This is a genomic window from Methylobacterium sp. 285MFTsu5.1, from assembly GCF_000383455.1.
In the GTDB taxonomy this organism is placed as follows: domain Bacteria; phylum Pseudomonadota; class Alphaproteobacteria; order Rhizobiales; family Beijerinckiaceae; genus Methylobacterium.
Window position 1 is genome coordinate 116,334 of record NZ_KB911281.1, and the last position, 26,221, is coordinate 142,554.

General features: G+C 73.8%; 27 protein-coding genes. 15 read left to right on the forward strand and 12 right to left on the reverse strand.

Annotated elements, in window-relative coordinates; genetic code table 11:
- Positions 1 to 254 precede the first annotated feature (254 nt).
- The 3 genes from H288_RS0118305 to H288_RS0118315 form a co-directional block, all read right to left on the reverse strand.
- Positions 255 to 1,220: a homoserine kinase gene (locus H288_RS0118305; RefSeq protein ID WP_020094031.1), complete on the reverse strand. Its 966-nt coding sequence runs from the start codon at positions 1,218 to 1,220 to the stop codon at positions 255 to 257.
- 114 nt (positions 1,221 to 1,334) lie between these two features.
- A complete protein-coding gene (gene ispH / locus H288_RS0118310; protein WP_020094032.1) occupies positions 1,335 to 2,336 on the reverse strand; it encodes a 4-hydroxy-3-methylbut-2-enyl diphosphate reductase in 1,002 nt (333 codons plus the stop codon).
- A gap of 137 nt (positions 2,337 to 2,473) precedes the next feature.
- Positions 2,474 to 3,334 carry an NlpC/P60 family protein gene (locus H288_RS0118315; protein ID WP_020094033.1) on the reverse strand — a complete coding sequence of 287 codons (861 nt, stop codon included), beginning with the start codon at positions 3,332 to 3,334 and terminating at the stop codon, positions 2,474 to 2,476.
- 346 nt (positions 3,335 to 3,680) lie between these two features.
- Here H288_RS0118315 and H288_RS0118320 point away from each other — a divergent pair, with 346 nt between their 5' ends.
- On the forward strand, positions 3,681 to 4,013 hold the full coding sequence (locus H288_RS0118320) for a hypothetical protein (RefSeq protein ID WP_020094034.1): 333 nt from the start codon (positions 3,681 to 3,683) through the stop codon (positions 4,011 to 4,013).
- Positions 4,014 to 4,075: 62 nt separating this feature from the next.
- Here H288_RS0118320 and H288_RS0118325 read toward each other — a convergent pair whose 3' ends face one another.
- The gene (locus H288_RS0118325; protein ID WP_020094035.1) at positions 4,076 to 4,786 is read right to left on the reverse strand and encodes an MgtC/SapB family protein; all 711 of its coding nucleotides are present in this window, start codon (positions 4,784 to 4,786) and stop codon (positions 4,076 to 4,078) included.
- Between the two features lie 257 nt (positions 4,787 to 5,043).
- Here H288_RS0118325 and H288_RS0118335 point away from each other — a divergent pair, with 257 nt between their 5' ends.
- The 9 genes from H288_RS0118335 (at position 5,044) to H288_RS0118375 (ending at position 13,186) form a co-directional block, all read left to right on the forward strand.
- Entirely contained in the window at positions 5,044 to 6,081 is a 1,038-nt protein-coding gene (locus H288_RS0118335) for a MoxR family ATPase (protein ID WP_020094037.1), read from the forward strand.
- 146 nt (positions 6,082 to 6,227) lie between these two features.
- On the forward strand, positions 6,228 to 7,121 hold the full coding sequence (locus H288_RS0118340; RefSeq protein ID WP_020094038.1) for a DUF58 domain-containing protein: 894 nt from the start codon (positions 6,228 to 6,230) through the stop codon (positions 7,119 to 7,121).
- Between the two features lie 36 nt (positions 7,122 to 7,157).
- Positions 7,158 to 7,649: a DUF4381 family protein gene (locus H288_RS0118345; protein WP_020094039.1), complete on the forward strand. Its 492-nt coding sequence runs from the start codon at positions 7,158 to 7,160 to the stop codon at positions 7,647 to 7,649.
- Positions 7,650 to 7,657: 8 nt separating this feature from the next.
- Complete coding sequence (locus H288_RS0118350) at positions 7,658 to 8,680, forward strand: VWA domain-containing protein (protein WP_026605067.1); 1,023 nt, start codon at positions 7,658 to 7,660, stop codon at positions 8,678 to 8,680.
- A gap of 100 nt (positions 8,681 to 8,780) precedes the next feature.
- Positions 8,781 to 9,710 (forward strand): VWA domain-containing protein, encoded by a 930-nt coding sequence (locus H288_RS0118355; protein ID WP_020094041.1) that lies wholly within the window; start codon positions 8,781 to 8,783, stop codon positions 9,708 to 9,710.
- The gene (locus H288_RS0118360) at positions 9,710 to 10,630 is read left to right on the forward strand and encodes a tetratricopeptide repeat protein (protein ID WP_020094042.1); all 921 of its coding nucleotides are present in this window, start codon (positions 9,710 to 9,712) and stop codon (positions 10,628 to 10,630) included. The genes H288_RS0118355 and H288_RS0118360 overlap by 1 nt, the downstream gene beginning before the upstream one ends.
- On the forward strand, positions 10,624 to 11,925 hold the full coding sequence (locus tag H288_RS0118365) for a BatD family protein (protein ID WP_020094043.1): 1,302 nt from the start codon (positions 10,624 to 10,626) through the stop codon (positions 11,923 to 11,925). The genes H288_RS0118360 and H288_RS0118365 overlap by 7 nt, the downstream gene beginning before the upstream one ends.
- 101 nt (positions 11,926 to 12,026) lie before the next feature.
- A complete protein-coding gene (locus tag H288_RS0118370) occupies positions 12,027 to 12,497 on the forward strand; it encodes an EF-hand domain-containing protein (protein ID WP_020094044.1) in 471 nt (156 codons plus the stop codon).
- Between the two features lie 179 nt (positions 12,498 to 12,676).
- Complete coding sequence (locus H288_RS0118375; protein WP_020094045.1) at positions 12,677 to 13,186, forward strand: hypothetical protein; 510 nt, start codon at positions 12,677 to 12,679, stop codon at positions 13,184 to 13,186.
- A gap of 113 nt (positions 13,187 to 13,299) precedes the next feature.
- On the opposite strand, the gene H288_RS0118380 is transcribed toward H288_RS0118375, so the two are convergent.
- Positions 13,300 to 14,130 carry a pyruvate, water dikinase regulatory protein gene (locus H288_RS0118380; RefSeq protein WP_020094046.1) on the reverse strand — a complete coding sequence of 277 codons (831 nt, stop codon included), beginning with the start codon at positions 14,128 to 14,130 and terminating at the stop codon, positions 13,300 to 13,302.
- A 487-nt stretch (positions 14,131 to 14,617) separates the two neighbouring features.
- Here H288_RS0118380 and H288_RS0118385 point away from each other — a divergent pair, with 487 nt between their 5' ends.
- The 3 genes from H288_RS0118385 to H288_RS0118395 all read left to right on the forward strand — a co-directional run bounded on the left by H288_RS0118385 (position 14,618) and on the right by H288_RS0118395 (position 16,679).
- Positions 14,618 to 15,808: a uroporphyrinogen decarboxylase gene (locus H288_RS0118385; RefSeq protein ID WP_020094047.1), complete on the forward strand. Its 1,191-nt coding sequence runs from the start codon at positions 14,618 to 14,620 to the stop codon at positions 15,806 to 15,808.
- An 8-nt stretch (positions 15,809 to 15,816) separates the two neighbouring features.
- Positions 15,817 to 16,248 carry a protoporphyrinogen oxidase HemJ gene (gene hemJ / locus H288_RS0118390; protein ID WP_020094048.1) on the forward strand — a complete coding sequence of 144 codons (432 nt, stop codon included), beginning with the start codon at positions 15,817 to 15,819 and terminating at the stop codon, positions 16,246 to 16,248.
- A gap of 65 nt (positions 16,249 to 16,313) precedes the next feature.
- Positions 16,314 to 16,679: a lysozyme inhibitor LprI family protein gene (locus H288_RS0118395; RefSeq protein WP_020094049.1), complete on the forward strand. Its 366-nt coding sequence runs from the start codon at positions 16,314 to 16,316 to the stop codon at positions 16,677 to 16,679.
- Positions 16,680 to 16,689: 10 nt separating this feature from the next.
- Here the strand turns inward: H288_RS0118395 and H288_RS0118400 are convergent, their stop codons facing one another.
- The 7 genes from H288_RS0118400 to H288_RS0118430 form a co-directional block, all read right to left on the reverse strand.
- Positions 16,690 to 17,430 carry an amino acid racemase gene (locus H288_RS0118400; protein ID WP_020094050.1) on the reverse strand — a complete coding sequence of 247 codons (741 nt, stop codon included), beginning with the start codon at positions 17,428 to 17,430 and terminating at the stop codon, positions 16,690 to 16,692.
- 96 nt (positions 17,431 to 17,526) lie between these two features.
- Positions 17,527 to 18,378 carry a LysR family transcriptional regulator gene (locus H288_RS0118405; protein WP_020094051.1) on the reverse strand — a complete coding sequence of 284 codons (852 nt, stop codon included), beginning with the start codon at positions 18,376 to 18,378 and terminating at the stop codon, positions 17,527 to 17,529.
- 23 nt (positions 18,379 to 18,401) lie between these two features.
- Positions 18,402 to 19,394, reverse strand: coding sequence for an ATP phosphoribosyltransferase (hisG, locus tag H288_RS0118410; RefSeq protein WP_020094052.1), 993 nt, complete (start codon positions 19,392 to 19,394; stop codon positions 18,402 to 18,404).
- Positions 19,391 to 20,533: an ATP phosphoribosyltransferase regulatory subunit gene (locus tag H288_RS0118415; protein WP_020094053.1), complete on the reverse strand. Its 1,143-nt coding sequence runs from the start codon at positions 20,531 to 20,533 to the stop codon at positions 19,391 to 19,393. Before H288_RS0118415 ends, hisG begins: the two co-directional genes overlap by 4 nt.
- Before the next feature lie 174 nt (positions 20,534 to 20,707).
- Positions 20,708 to 20,950: a hypothetical protein gene (locus tag H288_RS0118420; protein ID WP_020094054.1), complete on the reverse strand. Its 243-nt coding sequence runs from the start codon at positions 20,948 to 20,950 to the stop codon at positions 20,708 to 20,710.
- A gap of 80 nt (positions 20,951 to 21,030) precedes the next feature.
- Positions 21,031 to 22,578, reverse strand: coding sequence for a histidine--tRNA ligase (gene hisS / locus H288_RS0118425; protein WP_020094055.1), 1,548 nt, complete (start codon positions 22,576 to 22,578; stop codon positions 21,031 to 21,033).
- A gap of 361 nt (positions 22,579 to 22,939) precedes the next feature.
- Positions 22,940 to 23,443 (reverse strand): DUF3429 domain-containing protein, encoded by a 504-nt coding sequence (locus tag H288_RS0118430; protein ID WP_020094056.1) that lies wholly within the window; start codon positions 23,441 to 23,443, stop codon positions 22,940 to 22,942.
- A 513-nt stretch (positions 23,444 to 23,956) separates the two neighbouring features.
- Between H288_RS0118430 and rho the strand changes: the two genes are divergently transcribed.
- Together rho and H288_RS0118440 are read left to right on the forward strand one after the other, a co-directional pair.
- The gene (gene rho / locus H288_RS0118435) at positions 23,957 to 25,243 is read left to right on the forward strand and encodes a transcription termination factor Rho (protein WP_085986776.1); all 1,287 of its coding nucleotides are present in this window, start codon (positions 23,957 to 23,959) and stop codon (positions 25,241 to 25,243) included.
- Between the two features lie 360 nt (positions 25,244 to 25,603).
- Entirely contained in the window at positions 25,604 to 26,215 is a 612-nt protein-coding gene (locus H288_RS0118440) for a nucleoside triphosphate pyrophosphatase (RefSeq protein ID WP_020094058.1), read from the forward strand.
- Positions 26,216 to 26,221: the final 6 nt, after the last annotated feature.

A 26,221-nucleotide genomic window follows, 5' to 3' on the forward strand; every position in this document is an offset into this window, starting at 1 on the left:
ACGATTCGTTCGAACGCGAGGGTCGGCGGTTTCGCGCCTCCCCGTCCCGAAGCGGTGCGGCCGCCTGACGCCCCCTGCGCCCCAGCCGTCAGTGCGCGTGCAGCGAAGCGATCCAGGGCAGCGCCACGGCGACGAGCGTCGCGCCACCTTGGGTCACGTCGCTGCGCTCGCGGTGACGGGGTTCGGCCCTGTCAAACCGGTCGTGGCGGATGGATCGACCCGGTTGTCCAGCGGGTCGCCGGCTCATCCGCGTCTCAGCCCGCCCGGCCGTAATCGCGGGCGTCCCGCGCCTGGCGGTGAAAGGTGAGCCGGCGATCGAATTCCCGCGGGTCCTTCGGCTTCACCAGGGCGCCCGGGGGCACGTTCAGCCAATCGACCAGCCGGGTGAGCATGAAGCGGAGCGCGGCGCCCCGGCACAGGATCGGCAGGGCCGCGACCTCGGCGGCCTCCAGGGGCCGCACGGCCTCGTAGCCGGCGATCAGCGCGGCGGCCATGTCGCGGTGGAAGGTGCCGTCGGGGTCGAAGCACCACGCGTTCAGGCAGACCGCGAGGTCGTACGCGAAGGCGTCCGTGCAGGCGAAGTAGAAGTCGATCAAGCCCGACAGCGCGTCGCCGATGAAGAAGACGTTGTCGGTGAACAGGTCCGCGTGGATCACACCGCCCGGCAGGTCCCGGGGCCAATGCGCCTCCAGGACGGCGAGGTCCGACCGGGTGCGCGCCGCGAGGCCGGGCTCGACCGAATCGGCCTGGGCCTCGGCCTGCGCGAAGAGCGGGCGCCACGCGGACACCGAGAGATTGTTGTCCCGCACCATCGGGAAGTCCCGGCCGGCGGCGTGCAACTCCGCGAGGGCCCGGCCGAGTTCCCGGCAATGCTCGACGCCCGGCGCCTTGACCGAGACCCCCTCCAGGAAGCTCACGATGGCGGCGGGCCGGCCACAGAGCTGGCCGAGGGCTTGGCCAGCCCGGTCGCGCACGGGCTGCGGGCAGGCGAGGCCGCGGGCCGAGAGATGCTCCATCAGCCCGATGAAGAACGGCAGGTCCTGTTCCCGGACGCGCTTCTCGTAGAGCGTCAGGATGTAGGCGCCCTCGGTCGTGTGCAGGAAGAAGTTCGAGTTCTCGACGCCCTCCGCGATGCCTTTGAAGGAGAGCAGGCTGCCGATCGCGTAGGCGGACAGGAACTCGGCGAGCGCCGCGTCGGATACCTCGGTGTAGACGGCCACGTGTCTGCGCTCTGATGTCGAAAGTTCGATACGGCAAGGGGCGCCGAAGCGCCCCCGCATAAAGCCTGCCGCGCGCCCCGAGCCCGGGGCGTCGGCGCTGTCGGACCGGACCGCCTACTCGGCGGCCTCGCTGCGCAGCTCCCGCGGCAGCGGGAAGACCATGTCCTCGATCACGGTCGAGACCGTGTCGACCATCACGTCGTAGCGGGCCGCGAAGGCGTCGATGATCTCCTCGACCAGGACCTCGGGGGCCGAGGCGCCGGCCGTGAGGCCGAGCTTGCGGATGCCTTCGAAGGCCGGCCAGTCGATCTCCTCGGCGCGGAGCACGAGGCGGGTGATCGGGCAGCCGACGCGCTCGGCGACCTCGCGCAGGCGCTGCGAGTTCGACGAGTTCGACGAGCCGACCACGATCAGGGCGTCGACCAGCGGCGCCACCTGCTTCACCGCCTCCTGGCGGTTGGTGGTGGCGTAGCAGATGTCGTCCTTGTGCGGCCCGGTGATGTTCGGGAACTTCTTCTTCAGGGCCTCGACGATGTGCCGGGTGTCGTCGACCGACAGGGTCGTCTGGGTGACCCAGGCGAGGTTGTCGGGATTGTCCGGGGTCAGGGCCGCGATCTGCTCGAGATCCTCCACGAGGGTGATCGAGCCCTTGGGCAGCTGGCCCATCGTGCCCACCACCTCGGGATGGCCGGAATGGCCGACGAGCAGCACGTGGCGGCCGCGCTTGTGGTGGATCTCGGCCTCGCGGTGGACCTTGGTCACCAGCGGGCAGGTGGCGTCGATCGTCGTCAGCCCGCGCGAATCAGCGTTGGCCGGGACGGTCTTGGCCACCCCGTGGGCGGAGAAGATCACCGGGGCGCCGCCGTCCGGCACCTCGTCGAGTTCGCGGACGAACACGGCGCCCTTCCGCTTCAGGCTCTCCACGACGTACTTGTTGTGCACGATCTCGTGGCGGACGTAGACGGGCGGCCCGTAGATGGCGAGCGCCCGCTCCACGACGTCGATGGCCCGCACCACGCCGGCGCAGAAGCCGCGCGGGGCGCAGAGCAGGATCTCCAGCGGCGGCTTGCCGGCGGTGCCCGGGACGGGCTCGGGGGTCGCGATATCGGCGGTCATGCGGGGGATGTGGCGAGGGCGGGGCTGTCCTGTCAACAGGACTGGCCCAGGAACCGGGCGGGAAGAGGGAAGCGGAGCCGCTCCGTGGCCCCTCTGTAGCACGATTGCCGCGGGAATGGGACCCGCGCCGGCTTCCCTCAGAGCCGCCGGATCCCCGTCACGGCGCCGAAGCTGTGCGCCGCGATGCGGGCGACCGTCCCGGCGAGCGGCTCCGCGGCGACCGCCATGTGGTGGCCGTTGGCGTGGATCAGCGTCTCGGGATCGACCATCAGCCCGACATGGCCGCGCCAGAAGACGAAGTCGCCCCGGCGCAGGCCCGCGACCTCCGGGCGCGCGGGGTCGAACGTCAGCGCCTGCCCGAGGGTCCGCTCCTGCATGTCGGCGTCGCGCGGGCAGGGCAGCCCCGCCGCGTCGAGGCAGAGCTGCACGAGGCCGGAGCAGTCGAGCCCGAGGCTGGTGCGGCCGCCCCAGAGATAGGGGGTCCCGGCGAGCCGCGCGGCCGTCGCGGCGTAGTCCGGCTCGCGCGCGTCGACGGGCGCGCAGTGGCGGGCGAACACGTAGCCGCCCGGCGTCTCCAGGTAGGCGCCAGCCTCCCCCGTCGCGGCGAGGCGTGCGCCGAGGCTGAGATGGCCGAGGACCGGCCGCTTCAGGTCCGGCTCGGGATACAGGAAGGTGCGCAGGGCGGTGACGCGGTGCGTCGGCTCCGGATCGGCCGGACCGAGGCTTTCGGCCGGCAGGTAGCCGACGTAGCCGTCGCGGGCGAGCTGCACGAAGGCGAAGCCGTCCGCCGTGTCGTAGAGGTCGACCGCGTCGCCCAGCAGCGCCTCGGTGTCGAGCCCCGCGTCGGCGGCGGGCGCGCGGCGCAGCGGCGCCGACGGCGATGTCACCCGCCGCGGCGTGCCGGCAACGTAGCGCGCCGCCGCGACGCGGTCCCGCAAGCGGAGATCGGCGACGTGCGGCCGGGCCGGGGTCAGCCGGGGATCGAGGCTCTCGGTCATCCGCGAACCCTACCATGCCGGGCTGAAGCGCAGGTAAGCGCGGGCTCGCCGGACCGCGCCACTATGACGCACGGAGGCGCGTCTCCGGACCGGAGCAGCCGGCACTGGCCCGCGGGGTCGCCCGAAACTCCGGCAGATCGGGCACCGGATGCCCGAAGCGGCCCGAGCCTGCCCAAGCGCGCGGCAGCCGGCCTCACAGCCGCGCCACTGCGCGTCAGCTCCGCGTCTCCCCCGCGCTATCCGCCGGCGAGACATGTGCGGGAGGCGCCCATCACACGTTTTTGATGCACTGCACAACCTGTCCGGAAGGCGCTATGTCTGGTGCATGAAGACTGCGAGTCGCCCCGTGAAGAAGACGCAGAAGAGCTTCGCCGACCTGCCACCGATCCGCGTCCGCCGCGAGCCGCCCACCGTGAGCGAGGCGGTCGCCGCCGCGCAGGACCTCGCGGACGACGTGGAGCAGCAGGTCGAGATCGCCGCCGGCCTGATGGGCCTGCCGGCCGACGAGGTCCGCCCCCACGTCCTAGCGGCCAAGAAGGCCAAGCCGGAGCGCACCCCCGAGCGGATCCTGACCCAGGCGAGTCCGAGCCGGGCCCCGCGCACCGTGGTGGTGGAGCGCCGCACGCGCCCGACCGTGGTGATCGAGCGCCGCAGCCGGCCCCTCGACCCGCGTCGCTGACGGCCCGGGTCACCCGCCGGAGGGCGCGCCCTCGGGATCGCCGCCCCGCCCGCGCGCCGCGCTCAGTCGGCGGTCTGCACCGACCACGTGGCGTGGCGGATGCCGGGCATGCGGGCCAGCTCGTTGGTCACGGCGTCGAGTTCCTCCGCCTTGACGGCGCTGGCCGTGAGCGTCGCCACCACGTCGACCGCGCTCTCGCCGCGCTCCTCGATCTCGACGCTGCCGACCGGGTAGTTCGCCGCCTCCAGGCGCTCCACCAGCATGTCCTGGGCCGGCCCGGCCTCGCCGGGCGCCGTGGTGACCTGGACCTCGTAGGTCGCCTCGGTGGCGGATTCGCGGATCGGCGCGCGGTTGATGGCGTTCACCAGCGGCCGGAGCGCGGTGTTGCAGGCGAGCACCGTCACCATCACGAACACCGCCTCCAGGGGCAGGTCGGCGCCGCAGAAGGCCCCGACCGCGGCCGAGCACCACAGGGTCGCGGCCGTGTTGAGGCCGCGGACGTTCATCCCCTCCTTCATGATCACGCCGGCGCCGAGGAAGCCGATGCCGGAGATCACGTAGGCCACGGTCCGGACGCCCCCGTCCGGACCGGTCAGGCGCATGCCGAGATCCACGAAGGCGCTCGCCCCGACCGCGACCAGCACCGCCGTGCGCAGGCCCGCGGTGCGCTGCCGGTACTGCCGCTCGGCCCCGATGATCGTGCCGAGCACGAAGGCCACGAGCAGGCCGATCGCGGATTTCAGTTCTTCGGGGAGGGCGGCGTAGCTGGTCATCCGGCGTCTCATGGGAGCGGAGAGGTGACGGAACCGTGACACCATGGCCCGGGCGGGATCGGAAAGCGTGTCCGAAGCGGGATTGACGGCCGCACCGGGCAGCGGGCACACCGGCAAGAGCCTGAGGATCCCTTAAGAATCCGGGACCCGGCCGAGGAGACGTGCAGGATGCAGCACACGGCCCAGGACAAGGCCCGGAACATGGCCCGGGACATGGCCCGACGGGCGGATCCGCTCCGCGCCGGATCGTTCTCCGCATGAGCGGCGCCACGAGCGGCGCCCTCGCCGAACGCAGGCCCGACACTGCACCCGACAAAGGGTCCAGCAGCACGCCCGACGCCGCCCTGCACGGCCGCGTCATGGCGCTGCGCGAGGGGCTGGAGCGCGGCCTGATCGGCAGCGCCGGCCTCGTGGAGCGCCTGCTGATCGGGCTCCTGACCGGCGGGCACCTGCTGATCGAGGGCGCGCCGGGGCTCGCCAAGACCCGCGCGGTCAAGCGCCTCGCCGACGGCCTCGACGGCTCCTTCGCGCGCATCCAGTGCACGCCGGACCTGATGCCGGCCGACCTCACCGGCACCACCGTCTGGCGCCAGGATAGCGGCACCTTCGAGTTCCTGCCCGGGCCGCTGTTCCACGCCCTCGTGCTGGTGGACGAGGTCAACCGCGCCCCTCCGAAGGTGCAGTCGGCGCTCCTCGAATCCATGGCCGAAGGGCAGGTGACGGTCTCGGGGACGACGCACCGCCTGTCCGACCCGTTCATGGTCGTGGCGACCCAGAACCCGATCGAGCATGCCGGCACCTTCCCGCTGCCGGAGGCGCAGCTCGACCGCTTCCTCCTCCACGTCGTGGTCGACATGCCCGACGAGACCACCGAGCGGGCGATCCTCGACCTCGTGGAGGGCGAGATCACCCACCACGTCGATGCGATGACCGTGCGGCTGTCGCTGGCGGACGTGCGCGCCGCCCGGGAGGCGGCGCTCGCCACCTACGTGTCGCCGGCCCTCAAGGACTACCTCGTCCGGCTGGTGGCGGCGACCCGCACTGACGCGGCCGCCCCGGACCTGCGCGCCATGATCGAGCACCCGGCCTCCCCCCGCGGCACCCTGGCGCTGATGATGGCCGGCAAGGCCCGGGCCTGGCTGCGGGGGCGCGACCACGTCACGCCCGAGGACGTCGCGGAGCTGGCCCGCGACGCCCTCTCCCACCGGATCGGCCTGACCTGGCGGGCGGCCGCCGAGGGCCGGACGGCGCGCGGCCTCGTCGGCGAGCTGGTGCAGCGGGTGCGGGCGCTCTGACGGTGTTCGGGTTCGGGCAGGCGCGGCGCAGATCCCCTCCCCCCGCCGCGGGGGCGGTCGGCCCGACCGCCGGGGGCCCCTTCCCCGCCCGGGAGGCGGGGCGAGACCGCGCCGAGCACGGCATCCACCTCTCGGGCGAGGCCCTGATGGGCCTGCGCCATCTCGCCCGGCGGGGCTCCGCGCCCGCCACCCGGACGCTGGCGGGCCTGCCGGGCGGCATCGTCACCCGGCGCCGCGGGCGCGGGTCGGAGCCGGAGGACGTCCGCCTCTGGTCCGAGGGCGACGACCGCCGCTTCATCGACCGCAACGCCACGGCCCGCACCGGGCAGCTGCACGTCCGCACCCACCACGACGAGCGCGACCGCGCCGTGGTGCTGCTCGCCGATTTCCGGCCCGCGATGCTGTTCGGCACCCGCCGGGCCCTGCGCTCGGTGGCGGCCGCCGAGGCCCTGGCGCTGCTCGGCTGGCGGGTCGCCGCCGACGGCGGCCGGGTCGGCCTCGCGGTCGCCGCGGCCGGCGCGCCGACCGTGCTGCGGCCGGCGGGCGGCGAGCGCGCCATGATCGCGGTCACCGGCGCCCTCGCCCAGGCCCATGCCGACGCGCTGGCGGCCGGGTCCGGCGCGCCGACCCGCGCGGAGCCGCCGCTGGAGGCGACACTCGCCCTCGCCCGCAGCCTGCTGCCGGCCGGCGGCCACCTCGTCATCGCCAGCGCCCTGGACGATCCCGGCCCGGGCTTCGACGAGCTCCTGACCCTGCTCGCCGAGCGGATCGCCATCCGGCTGATCCTGGTGAGCGACGCCTTCGAGCGCGCCCGGCCGCCGGGCTACTACCCCTTCGCCCTCGCGGACGGCCGCCGCGGGACCGCGCTGCCGACCGTTTCACCGACCGTGCCGACGACCGCGGCTGGAGCTGCGGGGGAGACCGCCGAGGCCCGGCTCGCCGACTACGCCCGCCGGGGCATCGCGGGCGTGCGCCTCGACGTCGAGACCGGCCCGGAGGCCTACGCGCCGCTCATGGAGCGCCTCGATGCGGTGCTGTGAGGCCGAACCCGGCGACCCGACCCGCGGCGCGCCCCGATGAACCCCGTCGCGCCCGCCGAGATCCCCCTGTCCCTCGACCAGCTCCGGGGCCTGCACCTGCCCGGAGGCGCCGTCGGCGCCGTGCAGGGCGAGGTCGTGGCCGCTGCCGCCCTGGGCTTCCTCGCCGCCCTGCTGGTCGGGCTCGTGCGCTACGCGCGCGGCCGGGCGCGGGCCACCCTGCGCCGGGCGGCGCTCGCCGAGCTCGCCCGGAGCCGTGGCCTCGACCCGGAGGCGCGCCTCGTCGCCCAGGCCCGGCTGCTGCGCAGACTCGACCGGTCTCTCGACCGGTCCGGCGAGGCCGAGGCAGGGACCGGGACCCGGGCGACGGGCCCGGACTGGGCGGCCCGGCTGGACGGGCTGTTCCGGACCGACTTCTTCACCCGGGGCGCCGGCCGGGTGCTCGCCGACGGGCTGTACCGGCGACAGGATCCCGACCTCGAGGCCCTGGACGCCGAGCTCGCCCGCCTGATCGGGCGGCTGCGGGCATGAGCGGATTCCTGCCCGCGTGGCTCAGCGCGCTCCTGTCGGCCTTCGACCTCGCCGCGCCCTGGGCGCTGCTGGCGCTGCCCCTGCCGCTGCTGGCCGCGCGCCTGATCCCGGCGGAGCCGGAGGGCGGCAGCGGCGCCCTGCGCGTGCCCGCCACCCTGGTGGCCGGCGCGCGCGCCGGCGCCGACCGCGCGGCCCGGGGCCGGCGGCGGGCGCTGCTCACCTGGACGCTGTGGATCGCCCTGGTGGCGGCGCTGTCGGGCCCGCGCCTCGTCATGCCGGCGGCCGCGCTCCCGGCCTCGGGCCGCGAGATCATGATCGCCATGGACCTGTCGGGCTCGATGGAGCGGCGCGACTTCGCCCTCGACGGCGAGACCGTGAACCGGCTCACCGCGGTCAAGCGTGTCGGCACCGACTTCATCCGGCGCCGGGCCGGAGACCGGATCGGCCTCGTGATCTTCGCCGACCAGGCCTACGTGGCGGCGGCGCCGAGCTTCGACACCGCGGCGGTCGCCCGGGCGCTGGACGAGGCCACGATCGGCATCAGCGGCCGCTCCACCGGGATCGGCGACGGCCTCGGGCTCGCCCTGCGCCGGCTGGACCCGCGGGACGCCGGGGGCGACGCCGCCGGGGCCAGGCCGGGCGAGAAGGCCGCGAAGGCCGTGATCCTGCTGTCGGACGGCGCCAACAATGCCGGCCAGACCGCCCCCAAGGACGTGGCGGAGCTCGCCAAGGAACTCGGCATCAAGGTCTACACGATCGCCCTGGGGCCCCGCGACATGGCCGACGCCGACGGCGAGCAGGACGTGGTCGACACCGAGACCCTGCGCGACATGGCGCGGGCGAGCGGCGGCGAGGCCTTCCGGGTGCGCACCACCGAGGATCTGGTCCGGGTCGCCGACGCCATCGACCGGCTGGAGGGCGGCCGCGCCCTCGCCCCGCCCCTGCCGCTCCGCCGGGACCTCTGGCCCTGGCCGGCCGCCCTGGCTTTCCTCAGCGCCGCGCTCCTGCTGGCCAGCCGGAGGGGCGCGTGATGGTTCGATACCCCGCGCCCCCGACCCTCCCCCGCGTCCCGCGGTGCCGGGGCGCGGCGCCGGCCTCGGGGGCGGGAATGCGGGTCGGAGGGTCCGCCCGATGAGCGCCCTCGACGCCGTCGCCCTCCTGCGCCCCTGGTGGTTCCTGGCGATCCCGGTCGTGGTCCTGCTGGCCCTTCGCGCCGCGTGGCGCTCGGCGCCGCTGGGCGACTGGGCCCGGGCCGTCGACCCGGCGCTGATGGCCCATCTCGCCCGGGCCGGCGCGGTCCTCGGCGGCCGGCGGCAGGCGAACCTCGCCGCCGCGCTGGCGGCCGGGCTGATCGCCCTGGCGCTGACCGGCCCCGCGGTGGAGCGGGCGGACGGGCGGACCTTCCGCAACCTCGACGAGACCGTGCTCGTCGTCGACCTATCGCGGTCGGTCACCGAGGGCGGCAACCTCCAGGGCGTCCGGCAGGCCGCCGCCGCCGTGGCGGAGGCCGCCGGCACCCGGGCGGTCGCCCTCGTGGTCTACGCGGGCGACGCCTACCTCGCCGCCTCCCCGACCACGGACCGCGACAGCCTCGGCACCACCCTGTTCGCCCTCGACGCCGACACGGTGCCGGACCGCGGCTCGCACCCCGAGCGCGGGCTGGCGCTGGCCCGCCGCACCCTCGCGGAGGCCAACGTGGTGGCGGCCGACGTGGTGCTGATCAGCGACGGCGACGGCATCGGCGAGGCCGCCACCCGCGAGGCCCGCGCCATCGCCGAGCACGGCTGGCGGCTCCAGGCCCTCTACGTCCCGGCCGACAAGCCGCTGCCGCCCGGCGCGCCGAAGCCCGACCGGACCGCCCTCGACGCCCTCGCCCGGGCCGGCGGCGGCACGGCCGCCGACATCGCGACCCCGGGCCCGGTGCTCGACGCGGTCGGGGCCGGCCTCGCCCAGCACCTCGCGGCGGGCGGCTACGGCGTCCTGGCCTACGCGGATCTCGGGCGCTGGCTGCTGCTGCTGGCGGCGCTGCCGGCGCTGCTGCTGTTCCGCAGGAGCGCGTGATGCGGCTGACCCTTCCCGAGACCGGCCTCGCCGCCCCGCTCCGGGCCGGCCTGCCGCCACGCTGGCGGCGGCTCGCCCGGATCGCCGGCCTCGCCCTCGCCGGGATCGGCCTCCTGGCGCTGCTCGCGGTCTCGCAGCCCCGCACCGGCTTCGGGCGGCTGCTGATGGGTCTCAGCCTGCCGGGCCTCGCCGCGGACGTGTTCGTCGATCCGGCCTGGCGCGCCGCCGCGCTCTACGAGGCCGGCCGCTACGAGGAGGCGGTCGCGCTGTTCCGTGCCGGCGGGCGGCGGGCGAGCTACAATCTCGGCAACGCTCTGGCCAGGGCCGGCGACCTCGACGGGGCGCTCGCGGCCTACGACGAGGCCCTGCGCTTCAACCCCCGCGACGCCGACGCCCAGGCCAACCGCTCGCTGATCGCCCGGATGCGAGCCGAGGTGATCGACCGCGGGCCCGGCGGCGGCATCGCCAACGGCACCGCCCAGTACGGCGCCCGCTACAACAACACCGCCAACCAGGACCAGAACAACGACATCAACGCCGCCTCCAGCGGCGAGGGTCTCGCCGGCAACAAGGAATCGAACGCCAGCGCGTCGCTGCCCGGCAACAGCAAGGTCGCCCGCCGCGGCAAGGCCGAGCAGCAGTCGATCGACGCCGGCAAGGGCCAGGCCCGGGGCTCGGCCGGCGACGCCGCCGGCCGCGGCCGGACCGGCGGCGGCTCAGCCATGGTGGCCGAGGCGCCCGAGCGCGAGGTCCGCCGGGTGACCAAGAGCTTCGAGGCCCACGAGATCCGCCCGGACCGGCTCTGGCTCCAGACCCTGCCGGACGATCCCGGCCGCTATCTCAAGCTGCGCCTGCGCGCCGAGCAGACCCGCCGGCTCGAGGCCGGCACCGCGATCCCCGCCGGGAGCAACCCGTGGTAAGTGTTTTCGGCGTTTCCGAGCGGCGCGCCCTGACCCGCGCCCTGACCCGCGCCCTCATCCTCCTCGCGCCCTTCCTCGCCCCCCTGCCCGCCCGGGCCGAGATCGAGCCGGGCGACCTCACGCTGACGGTGACCGCGGAGCTCAACGGCAACAGCGCCCCCTTCCCCCGCGAGATGGTGCTGCTGAAGATCCACGGGGTCTACAAGCAGCCGATCCTGCTCGAGGAGGTGGTGCAGCCCTCCCTCGCCAACTTCTCGTGGACGCAGCTCGGCCGCGACCACTGGAGCCGGACCAAGCTCCCCGACGGCCAGAGCGCCATCGCGTTCGACCGCACCGTGGCGGTCTTCCCGCACCATGCCGGCCAGTTCACCATCGAGCCGTTCGTCCACAAGCTCACCGTCAACGATGTCGGCGAGCGGCGGGTCGTCGAGGTCCGCTCGAAGCCGATCCCCTTCCCGGTCGCACCCTGGACCGAGCCCACCGGCGGCCCCGACGCCAAGGAGCCCTGGTGGCTGCCCGCCAAGGACGTGGCGATCACCGATTCCTGGAGCCCGGACCCGGAGACCATCAAGGTCGGCGAGACCACCCGCCGGATCGTCACCCTGGAGGCCCAGGGCATGGTCGCCGAAGGCCTGCCGCCCCGGCCGGTCATGCGCACCCGCGGCATCATCACCTTTGCGGGCCCCGTCACCCGCGAGACGCTGCTGACGCCCTCGGGGCCCGTGGCGCGGGCCACCTACCAGTGGGACGTGAAGCCCGGCGTGCCGGAGATCATCCCCCTCGACGCCATCGCGATCCCGTGGTTCGACACCAACACCCGCACGATGCGCGAGACCGAGATCCCGGCCCGGCAGATCGGCGGCGGCCTGCCCGACCGCGAGACCGAGCGGGCGCCCCCCGCGATCCCCTCGCCCCTCGTCGTCGCCGCCTCGGCGCTCGCCGCCTTCGGGCTGGGCCTCGCGCTGATCGGCTTCGGCCTCGGGCGGCCGCGCCTGCGCCTCTCCGGCGCGGCGCGGCGCTCCTTACGCGCGGCGGCCCGGGCCGGCGACCCGGCCGGGTTCCGCGCGGCCCTCGACGCGGCCCAGCGGGACGCCCCCGACCTCGCCCGGACCTGGCGGGCGCGGCCCGACCTCGCGGCCGCCTTCGCGGCCCTCGACCGGGCGGTCTTCGGCGCGGCGGGCGCGCCCGTCCCGGATCTCCGGGCCCTGGCCCAAGCCCTGTCGCGCGCCGCGCCTGGGGAAGCCGCGGCCCCCGCGGCGGACCGGCTCGCACCGCTCGACGGCCCGGTCCGCTGAGCGCGGCGCGGCGCGGCTCCGCATCTCGTGAAGGCGGGCGCGGGAACGCAAGCCGGGACCGGGATTTGGGCTGCCGCAACCGCCCGGCACCGGAGAGCCCCATGCCCGCGACCCCGCACCGATCCGCCCGCGCCGCCACGCGCCGCCCGACCATGGGCGCCCCGACCGTCGCCCTCGCCACCGCCCTCGTGATCCTCCTGGTCCTGCCGGCCGCGCTGCCGTCGGCGGCCCTCGCCCGGTCCTCCGGCACCGAGCGCGCGCTGAAGATGGTCGACACCGACCACGACGGCACGATCGACCTGGCCGAGGCCCAGGCCGCCGCCGGCAAGGTCTTCGACGCCGCCGAGACCGACAAGGACGGCACCGTCGACGCCAAGGAGCTGAAGGGCCGGCTCAGCAAGAAGGACCTGAAGGCCGCCGACACCGATTCCGACGGCACCCTCGACCGCAAGGAATACCTCGCCCTGGTCGAGCAGCGCTTCAAGGCGGCCGATCCCGACAACGACGGCACCCTCGACGCCAGGGAACTCAAGTTCCCGGCGGGGCGCAGCCTGCTGCAGCTCCTGAAGTAAGCGCGCCTCCCGGACCTGCCGCCGTTGCACAGTTCATGAGCAAGTATTATTCCTGTGCAACGGCTCACGTTCTGAGCAGGCATCAATATTTTGCACTATCTTGCGTCATCTGAATTGGCCTCGTAGGTTTCGGTTATCCGAGCGGTAAAGCATCGGGTGAACCACCAGGGAGGAGCGCGATGGCACGCGCCAACGAGGTCAAGGACAGGTTTCGCGCGCGGCTGCAGGCGGCCGACGAGCGCAGCAACGACTTCCGGCGGAAGCTGCTTGAGGACGGGTCCCGGGCGCTCCAGCCCGTCATGGGCGTGCTGAACCTGATGGCCGAGGTCCTCAACGAGGAGGACAACGTCCACGGCAGCATCACCGGCCTCGAGGCGAAGATCGATCAGGACAACTTCATCAGCCTGTGCGCGCAGCTGCGCGGCACCGAGTCCGAGCAGAAGATCAAGATCAAGTACGGTCCGGAACTCGGCGGCAGCAACTACATCTCGGTCTCGGGCCTGAACCAGCGCTACAACGAGCGCCTCGTGCCGGGGGCGGCGAGCTGCTCCATCGGCCGGACGGTCGGCAGCGACATCCAGCTCGACGAGCACCGGGGCGACGAGCTGGCCGAGGTGGTCCGCGAGGTCGTCGAGGACTTCTACGCGGCCCAGATCGAGCAGCGCAGCCACTTCGCCTCCGCGCGCTGACGCCAGCGGCGGCGCGAACCGATCCGCGCGCCGCCTGCATCCGCCGGCCCGCCCCCGTCCTCGGGGGGACGGCCGGACCCCGCCGAAGGGCTCGGCCCTTCGGAGGCCCCGCCTCAGTCGGCGATGAACTTCAGCCGGTGGTCGCGGTAGAGGTCGACGATCGCCGCGGCGGTCTCCTCGATGGACCGGCGGGTGACGTCGATCGTCGGCCAGCGGTTCTTGGTGAATAGCCGGCGGGACATGGTTATCTCGTCCGCCACTGCCGAGCGGTCGACGTAGAGGGACGATTCGTCGGCGTTGAGGCTCGACAGCCGGTTCTGCCGGATCTGCACGATGCGCTCCGGCGACGCGAACAGGCCGACCACGAGAGGCTTGCGGGCCCGCTCGATCGCCGGCGGCAGCGGCATGCCCGGCACCAGCGGCAGGTTGGTGGTCTTGAGGCCGCGATTGGCAAGGTAGATCGAGGTCGGCGTCTTCGATGTCCGGCTGACGCCGAGCAGGATCACGTCGGCCTCCTCCAGATTGTCCGGCAGGTTGCCGTCGTCGTGGGCCAGCGTGAAGTTCATCGCGTCGATGCGCTTGAAGTACTCGGCGTTCAGCATGTGCTGGGCGCCGGGCCGCGCCGTGGTCTCGGCGCCGAGATACGCGCGCAGCAGGTCGTGGACCGGCCGCAGCACCGACAGGCACGGCGAGCCGGTCTCCCGGGCGACCTCCTCCAGCCGCTCGCCGAGGTCGCCCCCCACCAGCGTGTAGAGGACGAGGCCCGGCGCGGCCCGGATCTCCGAGATCACCCGGTCGAGCTGCGCGGCCGAGCGCACCAGCGGGTAGACGTGCTCGATCGCCGACACGCCCTCGTACTGGGCGGCGGCCGCGCGCCCGACATTGATCAGCGTCTCGCCGGTGGAGTCGGAGACGAGGTGGAGGTGGAAGTAGCTGCGGCCCATTCCGATCGCCTCTGCGGTCGACCTCTCGGCCGACTGTGCGGTCGCCTCGCGCGGCGCCCACGTTGTCCACCGCCGGCCGCCAGGGGAGTCGATGAGTGTGGATAGGATGCCCCGCCGGGCCGGTCCAGGGCGATCCCGGTGCGCGCTGTCGACTCCGCCGTTCACAGGCAGATGATCGGGACGCGCCGAATCCGGCTCTCTGGACGAATCGGCCGCGAATCCGGCGCCCGTACACGACTCGGCGTTGCCAAGGCGCTGTCGGACCATCCGGTTCTCGCAAGTTGGCGGAAATCCTTTAAAGCCCCGTTAACGGCGCGGCGGCGGGGACCGCCTGTGGACGCTTTTGTGCCCCCGAGATTCGGCCCCCCAGAAGAAAAAACAGACTCCAAGATTCTCTCTTATCTTTTCGAAGGGGCCTGTGTGGGGATCGGCGCGCCTCGACTCGACAGGACGCCCGCCGACGGGCATGCGGGGTGAGGGATACGGGATGGGAGCGACCATGACGGGGACGGAGCGCGAGCCCGGGCAGACGACGTCGGGGACGACGTCCGAGCGCAAGGTGCTGCGAGTCCTCGAGGGCGAGGCGATCGGGCCGCCCCCCGCCTGGATGATGCGCCAGGCCGGGCGCTACCTGCCGGAATACCGGGCGACCCGGGCCGAGGCCGGCTCGTTCCTCGACCTCTGCTACAGCCCGGACTTCGCCGTCGAGGTGACGCTCCAGCCGATCCGGCGCTTCGGCTTCGACGCGGCGATCCTGTTCTCCGACATCCTGGTCGTCCCCCACGCGCTCGGCCAGGACGTGCGCTTCGTGGAGGGCGAGGGACCGCGCCTCGACCCGCTCGACGGTCGGGACGCGTTCGCGCGCCTGCGGGAGGCCGGCGACCCGGCGATCATGACCCACCTCGCGCCGGTCTTCGAGACGGTGACGCGGCTGCGGGCCGAATTGCCGGGCGAGACCACGCTGCTCGGCTTCTGCGGCGCGCCCTGGACGGTGGCGAGCTACATGATCGGCGGCCGCGGCACGCCGGACCTCGCCCCCGCGCGGGCCCTGGCCGAGGGCGACACCGCCCTGGTCGACACCCTGATCGACCGCCTCGTCGCCGTGCAGACCGAGTACCTCGTGCGCCAGCTCGAGGCCGGCGCCGACGCGGTGCAGATCTTCGAGTCCCACGCCGGCACCCTGCCGCGCGCCGTGCCGGGGACGGCCTCGGGCTCCGGCGGCACCGTCGAGCCGGTCGGCGACGTCGCCGAGAGCGCCTTGCCGGGCGCACCTGCCTCCGATGCCCTCACCCGCTGGTCGCTGCGGCCGATCGCCCGCATGGTGGCGGGCGTCCGCGCCCAGGTGCCGGGGGCGAAGATCATCGTGTTCGCCCGCGGCTCGGGCCTCGACGGCCACGCCCGGGTGGTGCCGGAGACCGGCGCCGACGCCGTCGGCGTCGACTGGGGCGTGGACCTGAAGGCCCTGCGGGACACGGTGCCGGCCGCGACGGTGACGCAGGGCAACCTGCATCCCGACACGCTGATCGCGGGCGGCGCGGCCCTCGACGCGGCGGTGGACGCGGTGCTCGCGGCGACCGCCGGCCTGCCGCACATCTTCAACCTCGGCCACGGCATCACGCCGCAGACGCCGGTGGCCCATGTCGAGCGGATGCTCGCGCGGCTGCGCGGCCAGGGCTGAGGCCGCGCGTGCTGTACGACTGGATCAAGGCCCTCCACGTCATCAGCCTGATCGCCTGGATGGCCGGGATGCTCTACCTGCCCCGGCTGTTCGTCTACCACGCGAGCCTGCCGCCCGGCGCGGAGGCGCAGTCCGCGACCTTCAAGGTGATGGAGCGCCGCCTGCTCAAGGCGATCATGAACCCCGCCATGATCGCCACCTGGGTGTTCGGGCTGGCGCTCGCCTGGATGAGCGGCTTCTACGCGAGCGTCTGGCTGCAGGCGAAGTTCGCGCTGGTGCTCGCGATGTCGGGCATCCACGGCTGGCTCGCCCGGATGGTCAAGGACTTCGCCGCCGACCGGAACACCCGTGGGCACAAGTTCTACCGGGTGCTCAACGAGGTGCCGACGCTGCTGATGATCGGCATCGTCATCCTGGCGATCGTCAAGCCGGGCCTCTGATCCCGCGATCCCGCGATCCTGTGATCCCGGCCGGAGCCTTTCCGCGGCCGGCCCGTTGGGAGGCCATGTCGAAGCCTCTCGTCCTCGCCCTCGCGCTGGCCGCCCTCGCGGGCCCAGTCGCCGGCGCGATCACCGCGTCCCCCGCCCGGGCCGCGAGCTTCCCGTGCGACAGGGCCGAGGCCCCCGACGAGAAGGCGATCTGCGCCCATCTCCCCCTCAACGACCGGGACGTCGAGATGGCGACCCGGTTCGAGATCCTGAAGAGCGTGCTTCCGATGGGCGGCCAGGCCAAGCTGCGCGACGACCAGGAGGCGTGGCTGACGGAGCGTCGCGCCTGCGGCGGCGACGTCGGCTGCCTGACGGCCGCCTACGACGCCCGGCTGAAGGTCCTGCGCGGGGTCCTGGCGGAATTCGCCAAGCAGGGCCCGTGAGGTCCCGCGCTCAGGCCGCGCGCGGCAGGGCCGCGGCGTCGACGCGGCAATCCGGCCGGCACGCCGCCACGCAGGCGCGCGCCAGCGCCTCGGTGGCGTCGACCAGCAGGCCCGACGGGTCGCTCCCGGCGAGCGCGAGCGGGATCTCCGTGCAGGCCATCACCACCCGGTCGCAGCCGGCCTCGGCCAGCGCCCGGACCTGCGCCTCCAGGAGCGGCGTCGCCTCGGCCACCCGGTCCGCCTTCACCAGCCGGATCGCCGCCGACACCGCGGCCTGACCCGCCTCATCGGGCGCGCGGCACGCGAGCCCGTGCCGCGCCAGCCGCTCCGGGTAGAGCCCGGACCGCAGGGTGCCGTCGGTGGCGAGCAGGCCGATCCGGCCGCCGCTCCCGGTCCGCGCCAGGGTCTCGGCCAGGGTCTCGGCCAGGGTCTTGGCCACCGCGTCGACGATGTGGAGGATCGGCAGGGCGGTCGCGGCCTGCAGCGCCGCGTGCCAGTGATGGGCGGTGTTGCAGGGGATCGCGATCCGGGTGGCGCCGCCGGCCTCGAGGCGCGCCAGGGCGGCGCGGAGCGCCGGCAGCGGGTCCGGGCCGGTGCCCAGGATCGCGTCGGCGCGGTCGGGGATGTCGACGGCCGAGCAGACCAGGGTCGGGATGTGGTCCTGATCGCGCCCCGCGGGCGTCGCCCGCACGAGCTTGGCCAGGAAATCAACCGTGGCCATCGGGCCCATCCCGCCGAGTACACCGAGCATCGCCGCCTCCGACCGTCGCGGCCGCCGTGATGGGCCGCGGCGGGGCGGGAATCCAATGCCGTGTCGGCACCGGCCATGCCGATCTGGCATCGGTTCCTAGAGTTCGGCCGCCAGGGCGGCAGCCGCGGCCCAGACCGCCGCGACCGCGCCGCCGCGCCCGGCCCTGCGGTAGAGCCGGATCTCCAGCGGCGTGCCCGGCCCGGCCGCCACGAGGCTGCCGTCGGCGAGCTCGCGGGCGACGAGGCTCTCGGGCAGCCACGCGCGGCCGTGGCCCGCGAGGACCATGAACTTCAGGGCCTCCGCCATGGCGTTCTCGTTGACGTGGGCGGCCGCCGCCCCGTCACCGGCGAGCGCCGCGACCCGGCCCAGGAACGAGTCCCGGGGATAGCCGAGCCCGGGCCGGCCCGCGGCCGGCCCCGGCCGGTGCACCGGCACGAGGCTGTCCCGGCCGATGGACAAGTGCGGGAAGGCGGCCGGGTCGAGGGGGATCGGCACCAGGGGATGGTGGTAGGTCAGCAGCAGGTCGTAGCCGCCCTCGGCCAGCGCCTGCACGCAGGCGTGGAAATCGTCCGGCAGGAGCCGGCTGCCGAGCGGCCCGGTGCGGGCCTCGACGTCGCGGAACCAGCCCGGGAAGACGGTCAGCGCCAGGGTGTGGAGCGCCGCCACCGAAACGGTCCGCGGCGGCGGCCGGATCCGGGCGCGGAGCGCGTCGCGGCTGCCGTGGAGCCGCCGCACGGTCTCCTCGGCGGTCTCCAGGAACAGCCGGCCCTCCGGCGTCAGGGCCGTCGGGTAGGTGCTGCGGTCGACCAGCGCGACGCCGAGCCAGCCCTCGAGCGCCCGGATGCGGCGGCCGAAGGCCGGCTGGGTGACGTGGCGCTCGATCGCCGAGCGCGAGAAGCTGCCGGTGCGCGCGAGGCTCAGGAAGTCCTCGAGCCATTTCAGCTCCATCTCGGCTCCATCGCGCGGCGGTCTCAGAGCCGCGCCAGGAGCCGCTCCGCCAGCGGGTTCTCGGCCGCGAAGGCGTAGTCGACCCGCCGCACCGTGACGGCCCGCGCGCCGGCCTCGACCAGGGCGCCGGCGAGCTCGAACACCGCGGCCTCCCGGCAGCGCAGGACGATCTCGCTCTCCGGCCCCCGCGGCGCGCCGTAGGGCAATTCGGCCTCGTGCAGGCCCGCGATCGTGGCGAGGTCGATCGTACCGCTCTCCGGCAGGGCGGCGCGCACCTCGCGGGTGGTCCGGGCGCGCTCCTCGGCGGCGATGCGGCCGAGCACCGTGCGGAGCGCGGCCCGCTGGCCCTCGCCCCAGGGGGCCTTCAGCGAGGCGACGAGGTTCGCCTCCGAGCGCAGGATGATGCCGTCGTCCAGCACCTTCAGGGCGTTGGCCGAGAGCGTCGCCCCCGTGGTGGTGATGTCGACCACGATCTCGGCCGAGCCCGCCGCCGGCGCCCCCTCGGTGGCGCCCAGGCTCTCGACGATCCGGTAATCGGCGACGCCCTTCTCGGCGAAGAACCGGCGGGTCAGGTTCACGTACTTGGTGGCGACCCGCAGGCGCCGGCCGTGGCGGGTCCGCATGCCGGCCGCGACCTCGTCGAGGTCGGACATGTCGCGCACGTCGATCCAGGCCTGGGGCACGGCCACCACCACGGTGGCGTTGCCGAAGCCGAGCGGCGTCAGCAGCTCGACCTGGTCGCGCACGTCCGGCAGGGTCTCGCGGATCAGATCCTCGCCGGTGACGCCGAGATGGGCGGCGCCCGAGGCGAGCTGCGCGGCGATTTCGGAGGCCGAGAGGTAGCGCACCTCGACGTCGGGCACGCCGATGAGCTTGCCCCGGTAGTCGCGGGCGCCCGCGCCCTGCGCGAGCTTCAGCCCGGCCCGGCCGAAGAACGCGCTGGCATTCTCCTGCAGGCGGCCCTTGGACGGGACGGCGAGGATCAGCGGCATGGCGGCCGCGTCCGAGGCACTCATCGGCCGGCTCCCGCCACGCGCTCGATCCAGAAGGTGCATCCCACCGCCGGCAACGGCGCCGGGCTGCCGAGATGGCCGAGCAGGCCGTCGTAGCGGCCGCCGCCGACCAGGGTCGGGCCGTCCCGCTCGGTCACCTCGAAGATGAAGCCGGTGTAGTAGTCGAGGTTGCGGGCGAAGCCGCCCTGGAAGCGGAAGCGCTCGATCGGCAGGCCGCGGGCCGCGATGAAGCCGGTGCGCTCCTCGAACAGGTCGAGGGCGGCCGCGAGGGCGTCGTGCCGCAGGCCCGCGTCGGCGACGAGCGCCCGCAGGTCGCGGGCGGCGGCGTCCGGATGGCCGGCGATCGCCCGGTAGCGGTCGAGGAGCGCGCGGTTCTCGGTGTTGAGCCCGGCGCCGCCATGGGCCTGCGCGGCGGCCTTGGCGAGGAAGCGCTCGGCGATCTCGCCGGCGCTGCGCCCGCCCACCGCCGAGATCCCGGCGATCGCCAGCACGTCCTCCACGAAGGCGCGCACGCCCCGCGGGTCCTGGCCCTGGATCGCCGCGAGCAGGCCCGCGTGGGGATCCTCGGGACGGGTGCCCTCGGCGCCGTTGGTGACGGCGTCCAGCGAGCGCCCGGCGGCCAGCGCCCGGAGCGTCCGGCGCTTGGCGGCGGGCGGGACCGCGAGCCCGTCGAGGAGCGCCACGGTCAGGCCCATATCGCCGAGCCGCACTGCCGGGTCGGTCCGGCCGAACAGGGCGAGGCCCTCCAGCGCGAGGCCCAGCACCTCGGCGTCGGCCGCCGGCGTGTCGGTGCGCCCGATCGACTCGATCCCGGCCTGGAAGAACTCGTCCGGCTCGTCGGCGGCGAGCCGGAAGACCGGGCCGCAATAGCTGTAATCGGCCGCCTGCCCGTCAGCCTCCGCCCGGTGCAGGCGGCAGACGGGAATGGTGAATTCGGGCCGCAGGCACAGCTCGGCCCCGCCCGCATCCTGGGTGACGAAGATCCGCCGGCGGATATCCTCGCCCGACAGTTCGAGGAACGGCTCCAGCGGCTGCAGCACCGGCGGCGTCACGGGCCGGTAGCCCGCCGCCGCCAGATGCGCGGAGAGCCGCGCGCGCGCCGCGTCCCCCGCCCCCGTCTCGCCCGCCTCCGGTCGTGTCATCGCGATCCACCTCGCGGGGCAATCCACCTCGCGGGCGCTCTGTAGCAACCGCGACCGGACTTGGCGACACGCACCCGGGAAGCGTGGGGCCGGCGCGCCGCGCAGGACTGCGCAGTCCCGGGTGGATCCCGCGCCGGGACCCGTCTCCGTTACGGGATCAGGGGCGTGACCGGCTCAGAGCGGCCGGAAGCTGCCGAGGCGCGCGCCGCGCGGGCGCCGGGCCGGCTTGCGGCGGGCCAGCACCGTCAGGGCCGGCGCCCCCGCGATCCCGGCGCTCAGGATCGGCGCGCTGCCGGTCCCGGGCGTGGCCTGCGCGACGGCGCTGGGCAGCCGGTCGAGGATCGGCCGCGCGGCCCAGACGGGTCCCGCGCCGGCGCAGATCAGGCCGAGGGACAGGACGAGGATCTTCGCGCGCATCCCGACATCTCCGCGGCACCGACCGACGACAACGCCGCCGGAGCCCCTGCGTTCGATGCGCGGTTCGATGCGCGCGTGTCTCAGATCTCCGTTGACGGAAAATGCCGGGCCAGCACGGCGCGGACCTGCGCCACCAGGTCGGCCTCGGGACACGAGAACTGCGCCGGCCGCGCGGCCTTCCACTCGGCGTTGCTGGCGATGGACTCGGCCGCGCGGGCGCCCTCGATCAGGTCCTTGATCTGGACCTCGCCGGCCAGGCGCTCGTTCGAGCCCTGGATCACCGCCACGGGGGCGCGGCGGCGGTCGGCGTACTTCATCTGCGCCTTCATGCCGGCGGCGCCGAGGTAGAGCTCGGCCCGGATGCCGTCGGCGCGCAGGAGTGCGACGAGCCGCTGGTAATCGGCCATGTTCTCCCGGTCGAGGACCAGCACCACCACCGGCCCGGGCGCCTCGGCGCCGGCGATCAGGGGGCTGCCCACGAGCTGCAGGGCCGAGAACAGCCGCGAGACGCCGATCGAGAAGCCGGTGGCCGGGACCGGCTCGGCCCGGAACCGCCCGACGAGGCCGTCGTAGCGCCCGCCGCCCGCCACGGAGCCGAAGCGCACGGTCTGGCCGTCCTCGTTGGTGACCGGGAAGGTCAGCTCGGCCTCGTAGACCGGGCCGGTGTAGTACTCGAGGCCGCGCACCACGCTGGGATCGGCCCGGATCACGTCGTGGCCGTAGCCGGCGGCGGCGCAGAGGCGCATGATCGCATGCAGCTCGGCGATGCCCTCGCGCCCGGTCTCGGAATCGCCGACCGCCTCGTGCCAGCCGCCGAAGAACTTTTCCCAGAACGCCACCTTGTCGGCGCCGTCCGCGGCATCGGCCTGGAACGACACGTAGGCGAGGATCCGGCCGACCGCCGCCGCGTCGAGGCCCGCGCCCTTGGTGAAGTCGCCGCTCTCGTCCTTGCGGCCGGCGCCGAGCAGGTCGCGCACGCCGTCAACGCCGAGCCGGTCGAGCTTGTCGATCGCCCGCAGCACGGTGAGGCGCTGGCCGGCCTTGTCGGGACCGGCGAGCCCGATCGCCTCCATGACGCCGTCGAGCACCTTCCGGTTGTTGACCTTCACGACGTACTGCCCGCCCAGCCCGAGGCGGTTCAGCGTGTCGGCCATCAGCATGCAGGTCTCGGCATCGGCCGCCACGCTGCCGGCGCCGACGATGTCGGCGTCGAACTGCATGAACTGGCGGAAGCGGCCGGGCCCCGGCTTCTCGTTGCGGAAGACGTAGCCGGCCCGGTAGCTGCGATAGGGCTTGGGCAGGGCGTCGTAGTTCTCGGCCACGAACCGGGCCAGCGGCGCCGTCAGGTCGTAGCGGAGCGACAGCCACGCCTCGTCGTCGTCCTGGAACGAGAACACGCCTGCGTTCGGGCGGTCGAGGTCGGGCAGGAACTTGCCCAGAGCCTCGGTGTACTCGACGAAGGGCGTCTCCAGGGCCTCGAACCCGTAGAGCTCGAAGCTCCTGCGGATCGTCTCCAGCATCCGGCCCTGCGCGGCGATCTCGCCGGCGCGCCGGTCGACGAAGCCGCGCGGCAGGCGGGGCTTCAGGGTCTCGGCCTTCTCGGCCTTCGGGGTGTCGGGCTTGGACATGGGTGCATTCGCTTCTCGCGGTCCCGGAATCCGGGTCCCGCATCGAATCTTCGATCGTCTCCGGCGGGCGGAGATCCTGCGGCCGGGCTCTAGAGCATGCCGGGCGAAAGGGGAATTCGGTTTGCGGGCTCTCCCGGCACCCGGCCATCCCGCGCGAGACGGCGCCGTCGTCCTTGCGAGCGGAGCGAAGCAATCCGGGGCCGCGCCACGCCTGTCGAAGTCGCGCACCCCTGGGTCACTTCGCTCCGCCCGTGATGACGGGTGAGGCGCATCAGCCGAAGCGTCGAAGCGGGAACCGCGTCGGACGGGTGCTGCGCGCCTCCGTGCGCCGGAACAGGGCGCGGTTCGCCCGGCAAAAAACTCAGTACGGTGCCGTCAGCTTGAGCCAGAGCAGGGCCGCGAGGCTCACCACGGCGATCGGCATCTGCAGCGGCCGCAGGCGGGCATGCGCCAGCGGCACCTCGCCGGCGCGCGCCGCGATCGGGTCGAGGATCCCGATGGCCGCGTAGCCGAGGATCAGCATCGCCAGCGCCGGCACCGCCTTGCCCATCACCGCCGCGAACAGGCTACCCAGGCCGAGGCCGTAGAGGACCAGCATGGTCACGATCTGCGACACTTGCGGGCCGCCCTCGGTCCGGAAGCTGACGCCGCGGCGCACGCCGGCCAGGAACAGCAGGATCGAGGCGGCGTAGAGCAGGGTGAACAGCGCCACGAGGTAGTCGAGGGGCTTGCCGTTCAGCCACCACGCCACGGCGGTGCCGACGGCGATCGGCACCATCGGGCCGAAGCCGAAAACGATGTCGAGCCAGGGGATCCGGCGCGGCTCGTGCGTGGTCAGGGTGCGTCCGGTGGCGTCGTCGCGCATGGCAGTCAGGGGAACTCTCGATTCGACGGTCTGCTGCGCTGCAGCACCGGGACGGGGAACGGCCGCGCGCGGGCCCGGTTCCGAAACCCGGCCCCGGCTCGGCTCGACGAGGCCTGTGTAACCGCGGCACGGCGCCCAAGCGAGGCCTCGCCGGTGACCCTGCCGGTCGTCCCGCCCGTCACCGCGCCGCCGGCGTCTCGGTCGACCGCCCCAGGCCCTTGAGTGCCGGCGAAAAAGGCGTTATCTGTGTGGGGCCCTCATCACAAGGTCTGCGCCGCAGCGCGCCCGTGAGCCGCGAGGGTCCTGCCTCATCGGTTTCGCCAACCTGACCCCGGGCCCCTCGCCGCAGCGCGGCCCGCTCTCCGGCGCCCATCCCCCGGGCACCTGGCACTGAACCGGCCCTCCCACCTACTCCGTCGGTTGCAAGATACCCCCATGACGCCAAATCCCGACGCCCTCGCCGACGACATCGAGACCGCGGAGCCCGCCGATGTGCCCGCCGATCGCCCCACCATGCCGGCCGCCCTCGAGGGCGTCCGCGAGGTCAAGCTCCAGGACCTCAAGTCGAAGACGCCGACCGACCTGACGGCCTTCGCCGAGGAGGTCGAGGTCGAGAACGCCTCGACCATGCGCAAGCAGGAGCTGATGTTCGCGATCCTGAAGCAGCTCGCTGCCAAGGAGGTCGAGATCATCGGCTCGGGCACCGTCGAGGTGCTGCAGGACGGCTTCGGCTTCCTGCGCTCCTCCGACTCGAACTACCTGCCCGGCCCGGACGACATCTACATCTCGCCGACTCAGATCCGCCGCTTCGGCCTGCGGACCGGCGACACCGTCGAGGGCCCGATCCGCGGCCCGAAGGACGGCGAGCGCTACTTCGCGCTCCTCAAGGTCAACACGATCAACTTCGAGAACCCCGAGAAGATCAAGCACAAGGTCCACTTCGACAACCTGACGCCGCTCTTCCCGACGAAGCGGTTCAAGCTCGAGCTGGACAACCCGACCAAGAAGGATTTCTCGCCGCGGATCATCGACATCGTGGCGCCGATCGGCAAGGGCCAGCGCGCCCTGATCGTGGCGCCGCCGCGCACGGGTAAGACCGTGCTGATGCAGAACATCGCGCAGTCGATCACCCTCAACCACCCCGAGTGCTACCTGATCGTGCTGCTCATCGACGAGCGGCCCGAGGAGGTCACCGACATGCAGCGCTCGGTGAAGGGCGAGGTCATCGCCTCGACCTTCGACGAGCCGGCCACCCGCCACGTGCAGGTCGCCGAGATGGTGATCGAGAAGGCCAAGCGCCTCGTGGAGCACGGGCGCGATGTGGTGATCCTGCTGGATTCCATCACGCGCCTCGGCCGCGCCTACAACACCGTGGTGCCGTCCTCCGGCAAGGTGCTGACCGGCGGCGTCGACGCCAACGCCCTGCAGCGGCCCAAGCGCTTCTTCGGCGCCGCCCGCAACATCGAGGAGGGCGGCTCGCTCTCGATCATCGCCACGGCGCTGATCGACACCGGCTCGCGCATGGACGAGGTGATCTTCGAGGAGTTCAAGGGCACCGGCAACTCCGAGATCATCCTGGACCGCAAGGTCTCCGACAAGCGCATCTTCCCGGCGATCGACATCACCCGCTCGGGCACCCGCAAGGAGGAGCTGCTGGTCCCGCCGGATTCGCTCAAGAAGACCTACGTGCTGCGCCGCATCCTCAACCCGATGGGCGTCACCGACGCGATCGAGTTCCTGCTCGACAAGCTGCGCCAGACCAAGAGCAACGGCGACTTCTTCGACTCGATGAACACCTGAGGCCGTCCCCGGCCGCGGGCATCGCCGCCGTCCCCGCGAGCGGAGCGATCCAGGCAGCGCCACGGCGGCAAGCCGCGCGCTGGCCTGGGTCACGTCCCTGCGCTCCGGTCCCTCAGGATCGGGGAGCGGATGGGACGTGGGTCGCGCCCGCCGTGCGGAACGCCTGTCCCGCGGCGGCACGAAACGCGATTCCGGCCCGATCGGGCCGTTGACCGTCTCCTAACCGGCCTCTGCCAAGGTTCCATCCGGGCGCCAGGTAGCGTATCGGCCCCGCGACAGCCCCGCCGGCCGGTCCATCCCGGCGGCGGGGCTCGTCGCAGCCCGGCTTGCACCGATCCCCGGATCCGTGACACTGGCCCGATGCCCCGCTCGCCCTGGACCGGTCCGGATCCGCTCCTCCTCGCCTCGACCAGCCCGACGAGGCGCCTCCTCCTGGAGAGCGCCGCCCTGCCGGTCGAGACCGCCGCCCCGGACGTCGACGAGCGCGCCCTCGAGGCGGCGAGCGCCGGCCTGTCCCCGCCCGACCTCGCCCTGCACCTCGCCCGCGCCAAGGCCGAGTCGGTGGCGGCGCGCTATCCCGGGCGGATCGTCCTCGGCGCCGACCAGGTGCTCGACCTCGACGGCACCGTGTTCCACAAGCCGGCCGACGGCGCGTCGGCCCGGGCCCAGCTCGCCCGTCTGTCCGGGCGCACCCACGCCCTTCATTCCGCCGTGGTCCTGGCCGGGGCGGTCGAGGACGCCTTCGTGGAGACCGCGCGGCTGACCCTGCGCCCCCTCGATGAAAGGGCGATCGCGGCCTATGTGGACTGCGCCGGCGCGGAGCGCGTGCGGGCGAGCGTCGGCGGCTATCAGCTCGAGGGGCCGGGGATCCACCTGTTCGAATCGGTCGCGGGCGATCACAGCACCGTGCTGGGCCTGCCGCTTCTGCCGCTCCTCGCGCGGCTGCGGGCCGCCGGGCTTCTGGCTTTCTGAGGGAGT